The following is an 18,088-nucleotide window of genomic DNA, read 5'->3' as shown; positions in this document are numbered from 1 at the left end:
CTCACGAAGGGCGGTCAGTCGTGGCTGGACCACTGCAGGGACTTCGAGTTGTGGAACTGGCCGGCATCGGCCCCGGCCCTCACGCGGCGATGATCCTGGGTGATCTCGGCGCCGACGTCGTGCGCATCGAGCGACCGGGCAAGGGCCCGGGTCCGGCGACCAAACCCGGCGGCGACTATCTGCTGCGCAACCGGCGCTCCGTGGCGGCGAACCTGAAGAGCGACGAGGACCGGGAGATGGTCCTGCGCCTGATCTCGAAGGCCGACGTGCTGATCGAGGGGTTCCGTCCCGGTGTCACAGAACGACTTGGTCTCGGTCCTGAGGACTGCGCCAAGGTCAACGACAAGCTGATCTACGCCCGCATGACGGGCTGGGGTCAGGACGGCCCACGTTCCCAGCAGGCCGGGCACGACATCAACTACATCTCGCTCAACGGTTCCCTGCACGCGATCGGCCGGGCCGGCGAGCGTCCGGTACCCCCGCTGAACCTCGTCGGCGACTTCGGCGGTGGCTCGATGTTCCTGCTGGTCGGCGTGCTCTCGGCGCTCTACGAACGGGAACGTTCGGGCAAGGGCCAGGTCGTCGACGCCGCGATGGTCGACGGGTCCAGCGTGCTGTCGATGATGATGTGGGCATTCCGCGGCATGGGCATGTGGAGCGACGAGCGCGGCGTCAACATGCTCGACACCGGTGCGCCGTACTACGACACCTACACCTGCGCCGACGGCCGCCACATCGCGGTGGGCTGCATCGAGCCGCAGTTCTACGCCGAATTCCTCAAGGGCATCGGGCTCGACGGTGCGGACCTGCCCGACCAGAACGACATGAGCCGCTGGCCGGAATTGCGCGAGGCATTCACCTCCGCGATCGCCGCGCACGACCGCGACCACTGGGCCGGAGTGTTCGCCGGCACGGATGCCTGCGTCACCCCGGTCCTGTCGTTCGCCGAGGTCGAGTCCGAGCCGCACAACACCGAACGCAACACCTTCTACAGCGAGAACGGCTCGCTGTACCCGGCTCCGGCCCCGCGCTTCTCGCGCAGCGTCCCGTCGGCGCCGAAAGCGCCCGGCGTGCCCGGCGCTGACACCGAAGCCGTTCTGCAGGAATGGGTTTGACCTAAGTTCTCACACCGTCACGAAAGGACAATTCTGTGGAGATCAAAGACGCCGCTGCCGTCGTGACCGGGGGCGCCTCCGGCCTCGGTCTCGCGACGACCAAGCGGCTGCTCGACCGGGGTGCCTCGGTCGTCGTCATCGACCTCAAGGGTGACGACGTCGTCGCCGAGCTCGGCCCGCGGGCGAAGTTCGTCCAGGCCAACGTGACCGATCCCGAGCAGGTGAGCGCCGCGCTCGATGCCGCCGAAGAGTTCGGCCCGCTGCGCATCAACGTCAACTGCGCGGGCATCGGCAACGCGATCAAGACGCTGAGCAAGGACGGCCCGTTCCCGCTCGACGGGTTCACGAAGGTCATCCAGGTCAACCTGATCGGCACCTTCAACGTGCTGCGACTGGCCGCCGAGCGCATGGCCAAGACCGAGCCGATCAACGGTGAGCGCGGCGTCATCATCAACACCGCGTCGGTCGCCGCGTTCGAAGGCCAGATCGGCCAGGCCGCGTACTCCGCGTCCAAGGGCGGCGTGGTCGGCATGACCCTGCCGATCGCCCGTGACCTGTCGCGCGAGTTCATCCGGGTGTGCACGATCGCCCCCGGTCTGTTCAAGACCCCGCTGCTGGGCTCGCTGCCCGAAGAGGCGCAGGCGTCGCTGGGCAAGCAGGTTCCCCACCCGGCACGTCTGGGTGATCCCGACGAGTACGGCGCTCTGGCGGTGCACATCCTCGAGAACCCGATGCTCAACGGTGAGACGATCCGCCTCGACGGCGCGATCCGGATGGCGCCCCGATGAGCGCTTGCGCGAAGAGAAAAGGGGCGAGGTAGACGATGACGATCACCACGAAGTTCACCGAGACGTTCGGGGTCGAGCATCCGATCGCCCAAGGCGGTATGCAGTGGGTCGGTCGCGCGGAACTGGTTGCGGCCGTGGCGAATGCGGGCGCCCTCGGGTTCATCACCGCGCTGACCCAGCCCACACCGGCGGATCTGGCCAACGAGATCGCCAGGACGCGCGATCTGACCGACAAGCCGTTCGGTGTGAACCTGACGATCCTGCCGGCGATCAACCCGCCGCCGTATGACGAGTACCGCCAGGTGATCGTCGACGCGGGCATCAAGATCGTCGAGACGGCCGGCTCCAATCCGGCGCCGCACCTGCCGATGTTCCACGACAACGGCATCAAGGTGCTGCACAAGTGCACCTCGGTGCGCCACGCGGTCAAGGCGCAGAGCCTCGGTGTGGACGGCATCAGCATCGACGGCTTCGAATGCGCGGGACATCCGGGTGAGGACGATGTGCCCGGCCTGGTGCTGATCCCGGCCGCGGCCGACAAGATCGAGATCCCGATGATCGCCTCGGGCGGGTTCGCCGACGGCCGCGGTCTGGCTGCTGCCCTGGCGCTCGGCGCCGACGGCGTCAACATGGGCTCCCGGTTCATGTGCACCGTGGAGTCCTGCATCCATCAGAACGTCAAGGAGGCGATCGTCGCCGGTGACGAGCGCGGCACGGAGTTGATCTTCCGCAGCCTGCACAACACCGCGCGGGTCGCGTCCAACGTGGTGTCGCGGGAGGTCGTGCAGATCCTCAAAGAGGGCGGTCAGTTCGAGGACGTCAAGGATCTGGTGGCGGGCGTGCGCGGCCGCAAGGTGTTCGACGACGGCGACATCGACGCCGGAATCTGGACTGTCGGCACGGCCATGGGCCTGATCAACGACATCCCGACCGTCGGCGACCTGGTGTCGCGGATCGTCGGCGACGCGGAGGAGATCATCAGCGGCCGACTGGCGGGGATGGTCTCGCCGGTGGCACAGCGGGTCTAGAAGGGACGCCCTCGGGCGTCAGGCAAACCGAAAACGGAGGAACGCGCGCCCGGTGGGCGCGCGTTCTTTCATACCGCGGTGGGCAGGGCCTGGTCGTCGTCGAGTTGCTCGGAGGTCAGACCCTCGACGAGGAAATCCCCGTGATAGAGCGCCTCGAAATCAACCTTGATGACATCAGCATTGGTGTCGTCGATCCACATGTACTGGAGAGTAACCACGGGCTCTAAGAGTTCTTTGAGCCTGCTTTCGGAAAACTGTGGCAATTCTTACCGGTGGGTAGGTTCGCCCATCTACACAGCGCCGAAATGAATCGGGTTCACGCCGTAGAGCGCCACCCATGTGACGACCGCGGTGACGAAGGCCAGGACGAGCAGGATCACCTTGACCCGCGGTGACCAGGAGAAACGGGAGAGTACGCGGGCGTCGACCGCGTAGCCGCCCGCCCCGGTCGCCAACAGTGTGGCGGCGCCCAGGCCGATCAGGAACGGCGCGTTGAACGGGTCCTCCCACACGGCGCCCGCCGAGACGTTCACCGCCCAGGCGCAGAGCATCGCACCGAGGCCGGCCGACGCGGCCAGCGGCGTCATCACGCCCAGGACCACTCCGATGCCGGCGAGCGTCTCGGTGGCGGTGACCATGAACGCGGCGAACGCGGGAAGCCTCCATCCCGCATCGGCCATGAACTGGATCGTCGTCGGGAAGTTGGAGAGCTTCAGGAACGCGGCGTGCAGAAAGGCTGCGCCGAGCCCCAGGCGCAGAACCAGCAGGCCCACGTCCAGGGTCGCGTCGACGTTCCGTGCGGGCGTCGACAGTCGGGAAGGGGTGGTGGTGATGTCGTCCATGATCACTTCGACCGGTCGCGGCGGCCGAACTCATCGCGAGGCATTGCCGCCATGAGTTATCGCTGCTAACTTAGCGCCGATATTCTTGCCGACATTCTCAGGAGGCGCCGGTGCTCCATCGCATCGCACGGCTCGCCATCGCCGCACCGCGCCGCGTCCTCATGGCAGCCCTGCTCGTCGCGATCGCCTGCGGCGTCTTCGGCATTCCCGTCGTCACCCATCTGTCCGCCGGCGGATTCCAGGACCCGACGTCGGAGTCCGCGCGGGCCACCCAGATGCTCGTCGACACGTTCGGGCAGGGCGACATGGAGCTGATCCTGGCCGTCACCTCCGATGACGGCGCCCAGAGCCCAGCGGCGCGCGACGTCGGCGTCGAGCTTGTCGAGCGACTGTCCGACTCGCCGCACGTCGCGGCGATCACGTCGGCCTGGACCTCGCCCCCGTCTGCGGCACCCGCACTGATCAGCGAGGACGGCCGCACCGGGCTGATCGTCGCCGGCATCACCGGCGGCGAGAGCGGGGCGCAGAAACACGCCAAGGCCCTCACCGACGAGCTCGTGTACGACCGGGACGGCGTCACCGTCCGCGCCGGCGGCGCCGCGATGACCTACGTCCAGATCAACACGCAGACCGAGAAGGATCTGCTGCTGATGGAGTCCATCGCGATCCCGCTGAGCTTCGTGGTGCTGGTGTGGGTCTTCGGCGGTCTGCTCGCCGCGGCGCTGCCGCTGGCCGTCGGCGTGTTCGCGATCCTCGGTTCGATGGCGGTGCTGCGCGGGTTCACCCTCGTCACCGACGTGTCGATCTTCGCGCTGAACCTGTCGATCGCGATGGGCCTGGCCCTGGCCATCGACTACACCCTGCTCATCATCAGCCGATACCGCGACGAATTGGCCGACGGGCACGACCGGGATACCGCGTTGCTGCGCACGATGACGACCGCGGGCCGCACGGTGGTGTTCTCGGCGATGACGGTGGCCCTGTCGATGGTTGCGATGGTGCTGTTCCCGATGTACTTCCTGAAGTCGTTCGCCTATGCGGGCATCGCGGTGGTGTCGTTCGCGGCGCTGGCCGCGATCGTCGTGACACCCGCCGCCATCGCGCTGGCCGGAGACCGGCTGGACGCCCTCGACGTGCGACGGCTTGTCCGCCGGATCCTGGGCAGACCCGACCCGGTCGCCAAGCCGGTCGAGCAGAACTTCTGGTACCGGTCGACGACGTTCGTGATGCGGCGGTCGATCCCGATCGGCGGTGCCGTCGTCGTGCTGCTGGTGCTGCTCGGCGCGCCGTTCCTCGGCGCCACCTGGGGGTTCCCCGATGACCGGGTGCTCCCGGAGACCGCGTCGGCGCGCCAGATCGGCGATGAACTGAGAGCGGACTTCGCGGTCGACTCGTCGACCAACGTCGTCGTTGTGCTTCCCGACGCGGATGGCATCAGCCGAGAGGACTTCGACGCATACGCCATCGCGCTGTCGGGCGTCGCGGACGTGTCCTCGGTATCGGCTCCCAGCGGGACGTTCATTGGGGGCGCCAGGGCAGGACCACCCTCTGCGGCAACGGGTTCGGCCGACGGATCGGCGTTCTTGACGATCGGCAGCAGGGCGCCGCTGTTCACCGATGCGTCCGAGGTGCAGCTGGACCGCCTGCACGCGATCGCGCCGCCGGGAGATCGCCAGGTCCTGCTGACCGGCCTGGCGCAGATCAACCGGGACAGCGCCGACGCGATCACCTCGCGGCTGCCGCTGGTCCTCGCGGTGATCGCGGCGATCACCTTCGTGCTGCTGTTCGTGCTGACCGGCAGCGTGGTGCTGCCGTTGAAAGCCCTGGTGCTCAACGTGTTGTCCCTGACGGCCGCCTTCGGGGCGCTGGTGTGGATCTTCCAGGAGGGTCACCTCGGGGCGTTGGGCACGACGCCGACCGGCACGCTGGTCGCCACCATGCCGGTGCTGTTGTTCTGCATCGCGTTCGGCCTGTCGATGGACTACGAGGTGTTCCTGGTCTCTCGGATCCGCGAATACTGGCTGGAGACCGGCGAGAACGGCAGGAGCGTCGCGCTCGGTCTCGCCCGCACCGGGCGCGTCGTCACCGCCGCCGCGCTCGTGATGTCGATATCGTTCGCCGCGTTGATCGCCGCCCAGGTGTCGTTCATGCGCATGTTCGGTGTCGGGCTCACCCTCGCCGTGCTCGTGGATGCGACCCTGGTACGGATGCTTCTCGTGCCCGCCTTCATGCACCTGCTGGGCCGCTGGAACTGGTGGGCGCCCCCGCCGTTGGCGCGGTTGCACGCCCGCATCGGTGTCAGCGAGACGGTGCCCCAGCGTGTCTGAGCACGGCGTGCGCCGGCGTCGTGCCCCGCGCGGGGCAGGGGAGCACCTGCGCGACGAGATCCTCGACGCCGCAACCGAACTGCTACTCGAGTCCGGGGACGAGAAGGCCGTCTCCGTGCGGTCGGTCGCCGAGCGCGTCGGGGTGACCCCGCCGTCGCTGTACCTGCACTTCGCCGACAAGAACGCGCTGCTCGACGCCGTCTGCGGCCGCTACTTCGAGAAGCTCGACGAACAGATGCAGGCCGTCGCGGCCGCCTGCCCGTCGACGATCGAGGTGTTGCGCGCGCAGGGCCTGGCCTACGTCCGGTTCGCCCTGCAGACCCCCGAGCTCTACCGGATCGCGACGATGGGCCACGGCAACCCCGGCAGCGGCGTGGACCTGACCCTGAACAGCGCGGCGTTCGTGCACATGCGCGCGTCGGTCGAGGCGCTGATCGCCGAGGGCGTCTACCCGCCCGGTGATCCGACCGTATTCGCGCTCGAACTCTGGACATGCGCCCACGGTATTGCCGCACAATTGATCTCGCGTCCCTACCTGCCCTGGGGGGATGTCGAGCAGTTCGCCGACCGGGTCCTGCGCGCCGTGTGTATCGGCCACATGGTGTCGGTGGCGATCGGGCCCGACGAGAATGCCATGGACACAGTGAACTGGCTGAAGGAGGTCGTCGATGAGCGACGTCGTCGATAATCCGTTTTTCGCCCGGCTCTGGACGGCGATGTCGTCGCGGGAGCCGGAATCGCTGCGGCGCCTGCGCCGCGACAACCTCGCCGGGCTGACCGGCCGGGTCCTCGAGGTCGGCGCCGGGACCGGCACCAACTTCGAGTTCTACCCGTCGACCGTCACCGAGGTGGTGGCGGTCGAGCCCGAACGGCGCCTCGCGGTCCTGGCCGAGCAGGCCGCTGCCGGCGCGGCGGTACCGGTGACCGTCAGCACCGACACCGTCGAACAGTTCGCCGACGCGAAGCCGTTCGACGCGGTGGTGTGCTCACTGGTGCTGTGTTCGGTCGACGACCCGGAACAGGTTGTCTCACAGCTCTTCTCGGTGTTGAAGCCGGGCGGTGAGCTGCGGTATCTGGAGCATGTGGCCAGTGACGGCGCCGCCCGCGGACGTCTGCAACGGTTCGCCGACGCAACCTTCTGGCCGCGCCTGCTGGGAAACTGTCACACCCATCGCCGCACGGAAGACACGATCACCCGGGCGGGGTTCCGCGTCGATGACGCCCGTCGCGAATGGACGTTCCCGGCGTGGGTTCCGGTGCCCGTCGCCGAGTTCGCGATCGGCGTGGCCCGCCGTCCGTAGGGGCGCGGCTTAGGTGAGCAGCGCGGGCAACCGCTGCAGCAGTCCCGGCAGCGCGGTCGAGGCCTTCTCGCGCAGTGTCACGGTCGCGCTCGACGACAACGGCGTCGGTTCGGGATTGACCTCGATGACCGGTGTTCCGTTGGCCAGCGCCATCTCCGGAAGACCCGCCGCCGGGTAGACCACCGACGACGTGCCGACCACGACGACCAGGTCCGCGCCGGCGACCGCCTCGACCGAGCGCTCCCAGGCATCGTCGGGAAGTGCCTCGCCGAACCACACGACGTCGGGCCGGATCAGCCCGCCACACGCCTCGCATACGGGCGGGTCGACGGACTCGACCGGTTCGGGCATGTCGGGGACCGGGCCGCAGTAGGCGGATCGGCATGTGTCGCAATGAAAGTCGAACAGGCTGCCGTGCACGTGGTACACCCGACGACTGCCCGCGCGCTCGTGCAGGTTGTCCACGTTCTGGGTGACGACGTGCACGTCGGCGTAGTCCTCCCACGCCGCGACGGCGCGGTGGGCGTTGTTGGGTCCGACCGCGCTCATCATGTGGTGGCGCCACAGATACCAGGCCCACACCCGGTCGGGGTGTGCGCGCCAACCGTCGGCGCTGGAGATCTCGTACGGGTCGACTTTCGCCCACAGCCCCGTCTCGACGTCGCGGAACGTCGGGACGCCGCTCTCGGCGGAGATCCCGGCGCCGCTGAATACCGTCACCTGCACTCCACCAAGTTAGCGGCTGTAGGCGATACTGGGGGCGTGGGGGATTTGGGGGATTGGGTAAAGGTTGATCCGCACGCGGCCAGGCCGCTGTTCGATCAGCTCAGGACGCAGATCATCGCGGGGGTCCGGGACGGCGAGCTTGCTCCCGGCACCCGGCTGCCGACGGTCCGTGAGCTGGCCGGCCAGGTCAATCTGGCGGTGAACACGGTGGCGCGGGCCTATCGGGAGCTGGAGGCCGCGGGAATCCTGGAGACCAGGGGCCGTTTCGGCACCTTCGTGGCGCGCGCCGATCCGGCCGACGTGGCGATGGCCACCGCCGCGAACACCTACGTCTCCGCGGCGCGTGCGCTCGGCGTCGAGAAGGACGAGGCGCTGCGCTACATCGAGAGCGCGTTCGGCTGACCCGCTCGGTCAGCCGAACTCCAGCAGCGTGAACATCGGCCGGATCGGATCGAGCAGCGGGACCCGCTGCGCCGTCCACAGCAGCGCGTTGATCAGGCGTCCGCGCGCGTGCTCGGCGGGCAGATCGTGCACGGCCCGCACGCCGGGGACGGTGTTGACCAGGTCGGCGGCCTCGGCGATCGTCAGCGAAAACGGCATCGGCGGGACGCGGTAGCGCAGGGAGGCGCGCACCCCGCGACCGACCAGGAACGCGAAGGCAGACGGCGGCAGGTCGAAGATCATCTGGCCGCCCGGGAAGCGGGCTGCGCATTCGGTGATCAACGACATCGCCTCGGCGGGTTGCAGATACATCAGCAGTCCCTCGGCGGTGATGAACACGCCCTCGCTGGTGTCGACCTGATCCATCCAGCTGAAGTCGAGTGCCGACTGCGCGAGCGTGCGGACGCGGTCGGACGGCGGCAGCAGCTTGGTGCGCAGGTCGATCATCGGAGGCAGATCGACGGTGAGCCAGCGGAAATCGTGGCCGACGCTCTCGGGGCCGGAGTCGAGCCGGTAGAAGGACGTCTGCAGACCTTCGGCCAGCGCGACGACCGTCGCCCGGGGGTGGTCCACCAGATACCGTCGCGTCCACTTGTCGAAGACCAGCGCGCGCACCGCCATGTCCTGGCGTCGCACGAAACCGAACTTGGCGCGGTCGAAGTCGAGCGAGTCGACGAGCTTGACGGCCATCGGGTCGTCGATCAGGGAATCGGGCCGGCGCGCCTCGGTCGCCCGGACCAGCAGCGTCATCAACGCGGTCTCCGACACCCCGGTGAGGTCGGCGGAGTGCTTGTCGGTGGGGCTCATCGGTGGTCTCCTCCTGAATGATTGCGTAACGGGGCCACCTGGTCCATCCTCCCAGGCCCGCAGAAGTCGTAGGCTCGTCCCATGACGCGCGATGTCTTCGACGACAAGCTGCTGGCGCTGCTCGCCGGGAACTCGCTCGGTGTGCTGGCCACCCTGAAGCGCGACGGCCGGCCTCAACTGTCGAACGTGTCGTACTTCTTCGATCCGCGCGCGCTGACGATCTCGGTGTCGATCACCGAACCGCGGGCCAAGACGCGCAACCTGCGGCGGGACCCGCGCGCCGCGATCCACGTCAGCTCCGACGACGGGTGGGCCTACGCCGTCGCCGAGGGCGACGCCGTCCTGTCGCCGCCCGCGGCGAACCCCGACGACGACACCGTCGCCGGTCTGGTCGAGCTCTACCGCAGCCTTGCCGGCGAACACCCCGACTGGGACGACTACCGCCGGGCGATGGTCGACGATCGCCGGGTGCTGATGACGCTGCCGATCTCGCACGTGTACGGCATGCCGCCGGGGAAGCGCTGAACCCCGCCCCGGCGGACTAGGCTGCCGACATGGCATCGAACGAGTCCGCAGAGTCCGGCGAGGACGACAGCAAACGCAAGTTCCGGGAAGCTCTGGAACGCAAGAATGCCAAGGCGGTCAGCGGCTCGTCGCACCGCGACGGCGGCGCCAAGCAGTCGCGCGGCGCGCACGGCCCGGTCGAGAACCGCCGGGAGTTCCGCCGCAAGAGCGGCTGAGACTTTCGCCGAAATTGCATTCCAGCAGGCGTCTTCTCGACTTTTGCCTGCTGGAATGCAATTTCGGCGGGGTGGAGCGGGGCGCTAGTGGGACACGGCCTTCTCGGCCCCGATGCCGGTCAGCGAGCGGACCTCCATCTCGGCAGCGACCTTCGGGTCCTCGTCGTCAGGTGAGGTCAGCGTGCCGACGATGCCCAGGATGAAGGCCAGCGGGATGGACACGATGCCGGGGTTGGCCAGCGGGAAGAACGCGAAGTCCGCGCCCGGGATCATCGCGGTCTTCGATCCGGACACCGCCGGGGAGAACACGATCAGCACGATGGTCGAGATCAGACCGCCGTACATGCTCCACAGCGCGCCACGGGTGTTGAACCGCTTCCAGTACAGCGAGTAGATGATCGTCGGCAGGTTCGCCGCCGCCGCCACCGCGAACGCCAGCGCCACCAGGAACGCGATGTTCTGCCCGTTGGCCAGGATGCCCAGGCCGATCGCGAGGATGCCGAGCACGACGGCGGTGATCCGCGAGACCTTCACCTGCTCGGCCTCGGTCACCTTGTGCGACTTCAACACCGACGCGTAGATGTCGTGGGCGAACGATGCCGACGCGGTGATCGTCAGCCCCGCCACCACCGCGAGGATGGTCGCGAACGCGACCGCGGAGATGACGCCGAGCAGGATCACGCCGCCGAGCTCGAAGGCCAGCAACGGGGCCGCCGAGTTGACACCGCCGGCCGCGCCGAGGATGCGGTCCGGACCGACCAGCGCCGCGGCTCCGTAGCCGAGCACCAGGGTGAACAGGTAGAAGGCGCCGATCAACGCGATCGCCCACACCACCGAGCGCCGGGCTTCTTTGGCGGTCGGCACCGTGTAGAAGCGCATCAGCACGTGCGGCAGACCCGCGGTGCCCAGCACCAGCGCCAGCGCCAGGGAGATGAAGTTGATCTGCGAGGTCAGCGAACCGCCGTACTGCGCGCCGGGGGCCAGCACGTCACGATCGGCGACGCCCGCGGTGGTCGCACCGCTGATGGCCGACTGGGCGGAGCCGAGGATCTCGGAGAAGTTCAGCCCGAACTTCGCGAGCACCATCACCGTCATGAAGCCGGCACCGGCGATCAGCAGCACGGCCTTGATGATCTGCACCCACGTCGTGCCCTTCATGCCGCCGACCAGGACGTAGACGATCATCAGCACGCCGACCACGGCGATCACGACGGACTGCCCTGCGCGGCTGTTGATGTCGAGCAGCAGGGCGACCAGGCCGCCGGCGCCGGCCATCTGGGCCAGCAGGTAGAACAGCGACACCGTCAGGGTGTTGGTGGCCGCGGCCAGCCGGACCGGGCGTTGCTTGAGCCGGAAGCTCAGCACGTCGGCCATGGTGAATCGTCCTGTGTTGCGGAGCAATTCGGCCACCAGCAGCAGGGCGACCAGCCACGCGACCAGGAAGCCGATCGAGTACAGGAAGCCGTCGTACCCGTACACCGCGATCGCGCCGGCGATGCCGAGGAAGCTGGCCGCCGACAGGTAGTCACCGGCGATCGCGATGCCGTTCTGCGGTCCGGAGAAGCCGCGGCCGCCGGTGAAGAACTCGTCGGCGGTGGCGTTGCGCTTGCTCGCCCGGATCACGACGATCATCGTGACCACGACGAACAGGCTGAAGATGCCGATGTTGGCCAGCGGGTTGCCGACCGTCTCGGATTGCGCCAGCAGGGTGGTCATCGGATCTCACTCTCCAGTTGGGTGCGGATCGCCTCGGCGCGCGGATCGAGTTCGCGGTTGGCGAAGCGGACATACAGACCGGTGATCAGGAACGTCGACAGGAACTGGCCCAGGCCGATGAGCAGGCCGACGTTGACGTCGCCCCACACCTTGGTGGCCATGAAGTCGGTGGCGAACGCGCCCAGCAGGACATAGGTCGTGTACCAGACGAGGAAGACCGCCGTCATCGGGAACACGAAGCGGCGCAGACGGCTCCGCAACTCCTGGAACTCGGGACTGGCCTGGACTTCTAGATAGCGATCGCCGCTGATGGCTTCCGGGCGAATCGGAAGGTTGGTCTCGGACACCTTGATCTCACGCTCCTGACTGCTGTGAACCGGCTCTGGGTGAAAGGTAGTTGAGATGTAGGTCACATACCCAGCGCGGACGCGTCGGACACGGCGAGGCCGGGGGAGCGTGCGGTGAACGGTCGATGGTCGGCGACGAACGGCGGCACGTCAGGCGCGCGGCAGACGCTCGATTCCCATGCCCAGGTTCTCCGGCACGTGCATCCGCGCGAACGTCTGCGCGACGTCGGGGGGCACCTCGTCGCGGGTGAACCGGCTGACCAGGATCATCGTCGCGAACGCGAGTGGCACGCTGAGGGCGGCGGGATAGCCGATCAGCACCGCCGGCCAGCCACCGAGGGCGTTCTCGTCGATGCCGCCGGCCACCGCGACGGTCACCGCGCCGCCGGAGAGCAGCCCGCCGACGGCCAGACCCGACATCGCGCCGCGCGCGGTCAGACCGCGCCACCAGATGCCGAGGACCAGCAGCGGGCACAGCGTCGACGCCGCGACCGCGAACGCCAACCCGACGCTGCGGGACAGCTCCAGGTCACCGGAAGCCGCCAGCGCCAACGGGATCGGTATCAGTCCGCCGACGACGGCGGCCACCCGGAAGTCCCGGACGCGGCCGGGCAGCACGTCGGTGGCCAGCGCACCCGCGAAACTCACCAGCAGCCCCGACGACGTCGCCAGGAACGCTGCGATCGCACCGGCGGCCACCAGCGCCGCGAGCAGTTGACCGGCCGCACCCCCGATCGCCGATCCCGGTGCCAGTAGCACGGCGGCATCGGCGGTACCGGTGATCAGCAACTGCGGGACGTACCACCGGGAGAAGACCCCGAGCAACGTCGGGAACAGGTAGAACAGCGACAGCAGCGCGATGACCGCGAGCGCCGTGCGACGGGCGGCCCGCCCGTCGGGGTTGGTGTAGAACCGGACCAGCACGTGCGGCAGGCCCATGGTGCCCAGGAACGTCGCGACCATGATCGACAACACCTGATACAGCGGATGCTGTCCGCCCAGCCCCCCGCCGGAGGAGATCCAGTCCGCGCCGGCGCTCGGCGTCCCGTCGACCACCGGGGTGGCTGCGCCCGCCGCCAGCGTCAGGCTGCTGCCCGCGCCCAGGGTGTGCCGACCCGCCGAGCCGATGGGGACGCCCTCGACGTCACGGTTGTCGAGGGTGCCGGTGACCGTGATGCCCGCGGGTTCGGCGACCTGGACGACGACGTCGGTCTCGATCTGGACGGTCGTCTCCTGGTGCACGGTCGGCGGGAGCGGTCCGCCGAGGTCGCCGCCGCGATCGGACAGGAACAGGCCTGCCAGCGCGAGCGCGGGGATCGCGACGGCGGTGAGCTTGAGCCAGTACTGGAACGCCTGAACGAACGTGATCGAGCGCATCCCGCCGGCGACGACGTTCATGATCACGATGGCGCCCACGGCCAGCGGCCCGAGCCAGACCGGCGTGCCGAGAAGGGTTTTCAACGCCAACCCGGCGCCCTGGTACTGCGGGACCAGATAGAAGATGCAGATCACCACGACGACGAGCATCGCGACCTTGCGCAATCGTGTTGATCCGAGCCGGAACTCGGCGAAATCAGGGACGGTGTAGGCGCCCGACCGGCGCAGCGGGGCGGCGACGAACAGCAGCAGTCCCAGATAGCCCGCCGTGAACCCGACCGGGTACCACAGTGCGTCGGCGCCGTACTTGGCGATCAACCCGGCGACACCCAGAAAGGATGCGGCCGACAGGTATTCACCGGAGATCGCCGCGGCGTTCCACCGCGAACCGACCGTGCGGGACGCGACCAGGAAGTCGGAGGTGGTGCGCGAGAACCGCACGCCGTAGGCGCCGATCGCGACGGTCGCCACCGCCGCGGCGAGCAGCGCGACAGCCGTCAGCGGTGATCCGGTCACGGTTCGGCGTCGACGACGCGGACGAAGTCACGCTCGCTCTGCTCGGCAAGGCGCACGTAGAACCGCCCGATGCCGTAGAGGAGGGGGTAGACCAGCACGGCCAGCACCAGCCAGTTCAGCCGGATACCGAACACGGTGACGCTGCCCAGGTCGGGAAAAACGGCGTTGAGCAACGGGATCGCGCCGATCAGGCACACCACGACGGCGGCCAGCCGTAAGGCCAGACCCAGTTGCGCACGCACCAGCCCGCGCACCAGCGCGTCGCCCACCTGCGTCTGCTCCTGCACCTCCACCCGGGTGCGCACCATCCGTGCGCCCCGCCGGTGGGCCAGCACCACCCGCTGCCGCTGCGGCCGTTCGCTACTGGTCATCGGAACTCCCGGCCGGTCGCAGGTTGCGCATCGGGCTGCGCACCAGCCGGTCCCGCAGTTCACGGGCCTGTCGCCGACTCACCGGCAACTCCACGGCCGGTGACGCGCCGTTGGCGCGCAGGCGTACCAGGACGGCGCCGTCGCTGGTGCGCAGCCCGGTCACCAGTTTCAGCGCGACGAGGTAGGAACGGTGGACACGCTGGAAACCGTGTTCACGCCAGCGGGTTTCGAGGGTGCTCAGCGGGATGCGAACCAGATGCGAGCCCGACGCCGAGTGCAGTCGCGCATAGTCGCCCTCTGCCTCGATCCAGCCGATGCTGTTGCGCGGGATCAGATGCGTGACCCCGCCGAGTTCGGCCGGCACGACGTCGGATTCGGGCTCGGGCGCCGGGGTTTCGTCGTCGGGGGGCGGGCCGGCCTGCGCCTGCGCCGCACGGCGGACGGCCTCGTCGAGGCGTTCCTCGCGGATCGGCTTGAGCAGATAGTCGACGGCGCCGACGTCGAAGGCGGCGACCGCCTTGTCGTCGTGCGCGGTGACGAACACGATCGCCGGACGCTGGGCGTAGTTCGCGAGCACCCCGGCGAGTTCGATCCCGGAAAGCCCGGGCATGTTGATGTCGAGGAACACCGCGTCGATGGGGCGCAGATTCAGTTCGCGCAGCGCGGAAGTCGCGTCCCCGGCGCGGAAGACCTCGGCGATGCACGGATGGCGGTCCAACAGGTAGGCCAGCTCATCGAGCGCGGGAACCTCGTCGTCGACGGCGAGCACCGTGAGCGGCTTGGTCACGACTCACTCATTTCGCCCCAACCCCGAACCCACCTCCGCTGGCCCGCACCCCCGACCGGAACTTGGGCACCCGCATGATCACCTTGGTGCCCGCGCCGATCGCCGTTTCGACCACCAGACCGTAGTCGTTGCCGAAGGCCGCGCGCAGCCGATGGTCGACATTGGTCAGCCCGACATGCGCGCCCGTCCCCTCCGGCTCGGCGTCGCCGGCCGAGAGTGCGTCGCTCGGACCGGACCGCAGCGCGTCGGGATCCATTCCGACGCCGTCGTCCTCGACGGTGATCACGCAGTCGGAGCCCTCGTCGCGCGCGACCAGTTCGATCGAGCCGCTGCCGCGGCCCGCGAACCCGTGCCGGACGGCGTTCTCCACCAGCGGCTGCAGCGCCAGGAACGGCACCACGACATTGAGCACCTCGGGGGCCACCCGCAACGTCACCTTCAAGGCCGTGCCGAACCGGGCCCGTTCCAGCGTCAGGTAGCGGTCGATGTTGCGCAGTTCGTCCGACAGGGTGGTGAACTGCCCCGCCGCCCGGAACGAGTAGCGGGTGAAGTCGGCGAACTCCAGGATCAATTCCCGGGCGCGGTCGGGGTCGGTGCGCACGAACGACGCGATCGTGTTGAGCGCGTTGTAGATGAAGTGCGGGCTGATCTGGGCACGCAGCGCCAGCACCTCGGCCCGGTCCAGGCGCGCCCTGGACGCGTCGAGTTCGGCGAGTTCGATCTGGCTGGCCGCATACCGCGCGACTTCGCCGACGGCGCCGAGCATTCCGGGCCCGGGGGAGCGGGTCGTGACGACGACCAGCACGCCGAGCAGGTCTCCGGTCTCGGTGAGCATCGGCTGCGCGACCACCGCGGAGGTTCGGGCGTGCGTCATCACCCGGCGCCCACCGGAGATGGATTGTCGCGCGGCTCCGTCGCAGGCGTCGCGCACGTCGGGGGGCCACACGGCGTCGTCGTCGGGATCCCTGGCGAGCAGTGCGCCGTCGCCACCGAACAGCGCAAGGCCGTCGGTGCCGGTGAGTTCACGCAGGAAAGGAGCGGACGTCTTCGCCGAATCGGTGTCCAGGCCCTGGCGCAACGCGCGGGCCGCGAGCGACGCGGTGTGCAGTGCGGCGTGCACCGCGCGTTCGGTCGGGGTCGCCACCACCCGCCGGGTCCGGACCGCGACGACGACGGCGGCCACGGCGAGCAGGATCAGCGCGGCCGTGAGTGCGATCGCGAGTTCGCCGGGCATCTTGGTTACGCTACTTCGCCGCGCGGCGCCGAATGTCGCTCAGGGCAGCCCAATTGACCGCGGGACGGCGAAGCCCGCGTCTGTCCAGATACTTCTGCCCGGAGGTGTGGATGCGGCGCAGGAACGACACCATGTGCCACCGGGACTTCGGGGTGAAGTGCTCGGCGGCGAAAACCCAGCCGTCGTCACGCCTGCGCAGGCAGCCCTTGACCTGTGTGGAGTCCAGGCTCCACAGCTTGTCGTCGTGGTAGTGGCACAGCAGATTGGCCTGCCCTTCGGCGGCGTGCAGGTCGGCGGGCAGCGAGACGGCGAGGGTGCCGGTGGCCGGGTCGAAGTCGCGGGCGGGGACGCGCACGCTCAGCGGGTAGCCGTCGGTGTCCAGCGCGGTCAGGACCGCCTCGGTGAACTTGCTCAGTTCTTTGGCTGCGTCAGACCACACGCTGCACCTCGTTGAGATCGAGTTCGATTGGCGCCGTGGTGAAATCACGCGTCGGCCAGAACAGGGCACGACGGGGCGTGACGTAGATCAACAGCCGCATGTAGTACGACCACCACAGCTGCCGCCCCGGCCAGCTGCTCCAGAACGCGCCGGCGGGTTGGCGGGCAAACAGGGTTTCGGTCAGTGCGGCGAGTTCCGGCTCGGTGGCCACGTCGGTCACGATGCGGTCCTCGGCGATCGCGTCACCCTGGATCAGGACCGCGCCGGCAGAGGTGAGGCCGCTGCCGGTGGGCTCGGAGAAGAGCATGGCGACCTTCGGATTGCGGCGGATGTTGAAGGCCTTCTGCGGCAGCCCGATGCTGGTGGTGAGCAGGAACCGGCCGTCGGTGAGCAGGCGAGGACTCACCGGCCAGGTCTGGGGCGAACCGTCGCGCGCGATCGTCGTGAACTCACACGTGAAGTAGTTCTCGATGATCTCGACGGCCGGCGACGCCACACGGGGAAGGTTACGCCGGACGCGATGGCCGGTCACGGGTTCGCGGACACCGTCCTAGACTGGCCACGTGGCGAAACTGCAGTTGGTTCAGGACCCCGCGGCCGACGAGTTGCTGGAGGCCAATCCGTTCGCGCTTCTGGTCGGGATGCTGCTCGATCAGCAGATACCGATGGAAGTGGCGTTCGCGGGGCCGAAGAAGATCGCCGACCGCATGGGCAGCTTCGACGCCGAGACGATCGCCGACCACGACCCCGAGGCGTTCACCGCGCTGTGCGCGCAATCGCCTGCGGTGCACCGGTTTCCGGGCTCGATGTCGAAGCGGGTGCAGGCGCTGGCGCAGGTGATCGTCGACGAGTACGGCGGAGACGCATCGGCGCTGTGGTCCGATGGCGCCGACGGCAAAGAGGTGTTGCGCCGGCTCAAGGCGCTCCCGGGTTTCGGGGAACAGAAGGCCAAGATCTTCCTCGCCCTGCTCGGCAAGCAGTACGGCGTCGACGCCAAGGGATGGCGGGCCGCGGCCGGTGACTACGGCAAGGCGGGCAGTCACATGTCGGTGGCGGATGTGAAGGATCCGGGGTCGCTGCAGAAGGTGCGGGCGTACAAGAAGGAAGCGAAGGCCGCAGCGAAGGCCGCGAAGGCCGCCAAGGTCTGAGCTCGTCGCGAGCGTGCGGTCAGATCGCCGAGACGGCC

General features: G+C 68.6%; 22 protein-coding genes. 10 read left to right on the top strand and 12 right to left on the bottom strand.

Translation table 11 applies throughout. The annotated features are described in order from the left end of the window. The first annotated feature begins 20 nt into the window (after positions 1-20). Genes DYE23_RS21335 through DYE23_RS21325 form a run of 3 tightly spaced genes read left to right on the top strand, consistent with a single transcriptional unit; the run spans position 21 to position 2,931 of the window. Positions 21-1,115, top strand: a complete 1,095-nt coding sequence (locus DYE23_RS21335) for a CaiB/BaiF CoA transferase family protein (RefSeq protein ID WP_115328093.1) — start codon at positions 21-23, stop codon at positions 1,113-1,115. Positions 1,116-1,150: 35 nt separating this feature from the next. Continuing rightward, on the top strand, positions 1,151-1,903 hold the full coding sequence (locus DYE23_RS21330) for a 3-hydroxyacyl-CoA dehydrogenase (protein WP_115328092.1): 753 nt from the start codon (positions 1,151-1,153) through the stop codon (positions 1,901-1,903). 35 nt (positions 1,904-1,938) lie between these two features. Then, positions 1,939-2,931 carry an NAD(P)H-dependent flavin oxidoreductase gene (locus DYE23_RS21325; protein WP_011893016.1) on the top strand — a complete coding sequence of 331 codons (993 nt, stop codon included), beginning with the start codon at positions 1,939-1,941 and terminating at the stop codon, positions 2,929-2,931. 68 nt (positions 2,932-2,999) lie between these two features. On the opposite strand, the gene DYE23_RS31775 is transcribed toward DYE23_RS21325, so the two are convergent. After that, the gene (locus DYE23_RS31775; protein WP_011893017.1) at positions 3,000-3,131 is read right to left on the bottom strand and encodes a hypothetical protein; all 132 of its coding nucleotides are present in this window, start codon (positions 3,129-3,131) and stop codon (positions 3,000-3,002) included. A gap of 90 nt (positions 3,132-3,221) precedes the next feature. Continuing rightward, on the bottom strand, positions 3,222-3,773 hold the full coding sequence (locus DYE23_RS21315; RefSeq protein WP_115329057.1) for a DoxX family protein: 552 nt from the start codon (positions 3,771-3,773) through the stop codon (positions 3,222-3,224). Positions 3,774-3,883: 110 nt separating this feature from the next. Here DYE23_RS21315 and DYE23_RS21310 point away from each other — a divergent pair, with 110 nt between their 5' ends. From DYE23_RS21310 to DYE23_RS21300, 3 genes are read left to right on the top strand one after another with little or no spacing between them, the layout of a single operon-like run. Further along, positions 3,884-6,100, top strand: a complete 2,217-nt coding sequence (locus DYE23_RS21310; RefSeq protein WP_115328091.1) for an MMPL family transporter — start codon at positions 3,884-3,886, stop codon at positions 6,098-6,100. Next, positions 6,093-6,788: a TetR/AcrR family transcriptional regulator gene (locus DYE23_RS21305; protein WP_011893020.1), complete on the top strand. Its 696-nt coding sequence runs from the start codon at positions 6,093-6,095 to the stop codon at positions 6,786-6,788. Before DYE23_RS21310 ends, DYE23_RS21305 begins: the two co-directional genes overlap by 8 nt. Next, a complete protein-coding gene (locus DYE23_RS21300; RefSeq protein WP_011893021.1) occupies positions 6,769-7,401 on the top strand; it encodes a class I SAM-dependent methyltransferase in 633 nt (210 codons plus the stop codon). The genes DYE23_RS21305 and DYE23_RS21300 overlap by 20 nt, the downstream gene beginning before the upstream one ends. Before the next feature lie 9 nt (positions 7,402-7,410). Here the strand turns inward: DYE23_RS21300 and DYE23_RS21295 are convergent, their stop codons facing one another. After that, positions 7,411-8,127 carry an NAD-dependent deacylase gene (locus DYE23_RS21295; RefSeq protein ID WP_172527823.1) on the bottom strand — a complete coding sequence of 239 codons (717 nt, stop codon included), beginning with the start codon at positions 8,125-8,127 and terminating at the stop codon, positions 7,411-7,413. A 36-nt stretch (positions 8,128-8,163) separates the two neighbouring features. Between DYE23_RS21295 and DYE23_RS21290 the strand changes: the two genes are divergently transcribed. Then, entirely contained in the window at positions 8,164-8,529 is a 366-nt protein-coding gene (locus tag DYE23_RS21290; protein WP_011893023.1) for an Rv1152 family transcriptional regulator, read from the top strand. A gap of 9 nt (positions 8,530-8,538) precedes the next feature. Here the strand turns inward: DYE23_RS21290 and DYE23_RS21285 are convergent, their stop codons facing one another. Next, on the bottom strand, positions 8,539-9,375 hold the full coding sequence (locus DYE23_RS21285; protein ID WP_011893024.1) for a class I SAM-dependent methyltransferase: 837 nt from the start codon (positions 9,373-9,375) through the stop codon (positions 8,539-8,541). A gap of 81 nt (positions 9,376-9,456) precedes the next feature. On the opposite strand from DYE23_RS21285, the gene DYE23_RS21280 reads away from it, so the two are divergent. Then, the gene (locus DYE23_RS21280; protein ID WP_011893025.1) at positions 9,457-9,900 is read left to right on the top strand and encodes a PPOX class F420-dependent oxidoreductase; all 444 of its coding nucleotides are present in this window, start codon (positions 9,457-9,459) and stop codon (positions 9,898-9,900) included. A gap of 29 nt (positions 9,901-9,929) precedes the next feature. After that, the gene (locus DYE23_RS21275) at positions 9,930-10,115 is read left to right on the top strand and encodes a DUF5302 domain-containing protein (protein WP_011893026.1); all 186 of its coding nucleotides are present in this window, start codon (positions 9,930-9,932) and stop codon (positions 10,113-10,115) included. Positions 10,116-10,199: 84 nt separating this feature from the next. Here DYE23_RS21275 and DYE23_RS21270 read toward each other — a convergent pair whose 3' ends face one another. From DYE23_RS21270 to DYE23_RS21235, 8 genes are all read right to left on the bottom strand, one after another. Next, positions 10,200-11,831: a monocarboxylic acid transporter gene (locus DYE23_RS21270; protein WP_011893027.1), complete on the bottom strand. Its 1,632-nt coding sequence runs from the start codon at positions 11,829-11,831 to the stop codon at positions 10,200-10,202. Then, positions 11,828-12,178, bottom strand: a complete 351-nt coding sequence (locus DYE23_RS21265) for a DUF485 domain-containing protein (protein WP_041800609.1) — start codon at positions 12,176-12,178, stop codon at positions 11,828-11,830. The genes DYE23_RS21270 and DYE23_RS21265 overlap by 4 nt, the downstream gene beginning before the upstream one ends. Before the next feature lie 150 nt (positions 12,179-12,328). Then, on the bottom strand, positions 12,329-14,071 hold the full coding sequence (locus DYE23_RS21260; RefSeq protein ID WP_011893029.1) for a sodium/solute symporter: 1,743 nt from the start codon (positions 14,069-14,071) through the stop codon (positions 12,329-12,331). Beyond that, the gene (locus DYE23_RS21255; protein WP_011893030.1) at positions 14,068-14,442 is read right to left on the bottom strand and encodes a DUF485 domain-containing protein; all 375 of its coding nucleotides are present in this window, start codon (positions 14,440-14,442) and stop codon (positions 14,068-14,070) included. The genes DYE23_RS21260 and DYE23_RS21255 overlap by 4 nt, the downstream gene beginning before the upstream one ends. Continuing rightward, a complete protein-coding gene (locus tag DYE23_RS21250) occupies positions 14,432-15,229 on the bottom strand; it encodes a LytR/AlgR family response regulator transcription factor (protein WP_115328090.1) in 798 nt (265 codons plus the stop codon). The genes DYE23_RS21255 and DYE23_RS21250 overlap by 11 nt, the downstream gene beginning before the upstream one ends. 7 nt (positions 15,230-15,236) lie before the next feature. Next, the gene (locus DYE23_RS21245; RefSeq protein WP_013471094.1) at positions 15,237-16,463 is read right to left on the bottom strand and encodes a sensor histidine kinase; all 1,227 of its coding nucleotides are present in this window, start codon (positions 16,461-16,463) and stop codon (positions 15,237-15,239) included. 10 nt (positions 16,464-16,473) lie between these two features. Further along, the gene (locus tag DYE23_RS21240; RefSeq protein WP_011893033.1) at positions 16,474-16,902 is read right to left on the bottom strand and encodes a hypothetical protein; all 429 of its coding nucleotides are present in this window, start codon (positions 16,900-16,902) and stop codon (positions 16,474-16,476) included. Further along, positions 16,892-17,398, bottom strand: a complete 507-nt coding sequence (locus DYE23_RS21235; RefSeq protein WP_041799961.1) for a pyridoxamine 5'-phosphate oxidase family protein — start codon at positions 17,396-17,398, stop codon at positions 16,892-16,894. Before DYE23_RS21235 ends, DYE23_RS21240 begins: the two co-directional genes overlap by 11 nt. A gap of 67 nt (positions 17,399-17,465) precedes the next feature. Here DYE23_RS21235 and DYE23_RS21230 point away from each other — a divergent pair, with 67 nt between their 5' ends. Next, a complete protein-coding gene (locus DYE23_RS21230; RefSeq protein ID WP_011893035.1) occupies positions 17,466-18,050 on the top strand; it encodes an HhH-GPD-type base excision DNA repair protein in 585 nt (194 codons plus the stop codon). Positions 18,051-18,088: the final 38 nt, after the last annotated feature.

Source organism: Mycolicibacterium gilvum, assembly GCF_900454025.1.
Classification (GTDB): Bacteria; Actinomycetota; Actinomycetes; order Mycobacteriales; family Mycobacteriaceae; genus Mycobacterium; species Mycobacterium gilvum.
Note: the sequence above shows the minus strand (reverse complement) of the source record. Positions and strands in the feature narration are given on the sequence as shown.

Coding starts and splice junctions, on each gene's coding strand:
- DYE23_RS21325 (WP_011893016.1), top strand. CDS start 1,939: ATGACGATCACCACGAAGTTCACCGAGACGTTCGGGGTCGAGCATCCG.
- DYE23_RS31775 (WP_011893017.1), bottom strand. CDS start 3,131: ATGTGGATCGACGACACCAATGCTGATGTCATCAAGGTTGATTTCGAG.
- DYE23_RS21315 (WP_115329057.1), bottom strand. CDS start 3,773: ATGGACGACATCACCACCACCCCTTCCCGACTGTCGACGCCCGCACGG.
- DYE23_RS21300 (WP_011893021.1), top strand. CDS start 6,769: ATGAGCGACGTCGTCGATAATCCGTTTTTCGCCCGGCTCTGGACGGCG.
- DYE23_RS21285 (WP_011893024.1), bottom strand. CDS start 9,375: ATGAGCCCCACCGACAAGCACTCCGCCGACCTCACCGGGGTGTCGGAG.
- DYE23_RS21280 (WP_011893025.1), top strand. CDS start 9,457: ATGACGCGCGATGTCTTCGACGACAAGCTGCTGGCGCTGCTCGCCGGG.
- DYE23_RS21275 (WP_011893026.1), top strand. CDS start 9,930: ATGGCATCGAACGAGTCCGCAGAGTCCGGCGAGGACGACAGCAAACGC.
- DYE23_RS21270 (WP_011893027.1), bottom strand. CDS start 11,831: ATGACCACCCTGCTGGCGCAATCCGAGACGGTCGGCAACCCGCTGGCC.
- DYE23_RS21255 (WP_011893030.1), bottom strand. CDS start 14,442: ATGACCAGTAGCGAACGGCCGCAGCGGCAGCGGGTGGTGCTGGCCCAC.
- DYE23_RS21245 (WP_013471094.1), bottom strand. CDS start 16,463: ATGCCCGGCGAACTCGCGATCGCACTCACGGCCGCGCTGATCCTGCTC.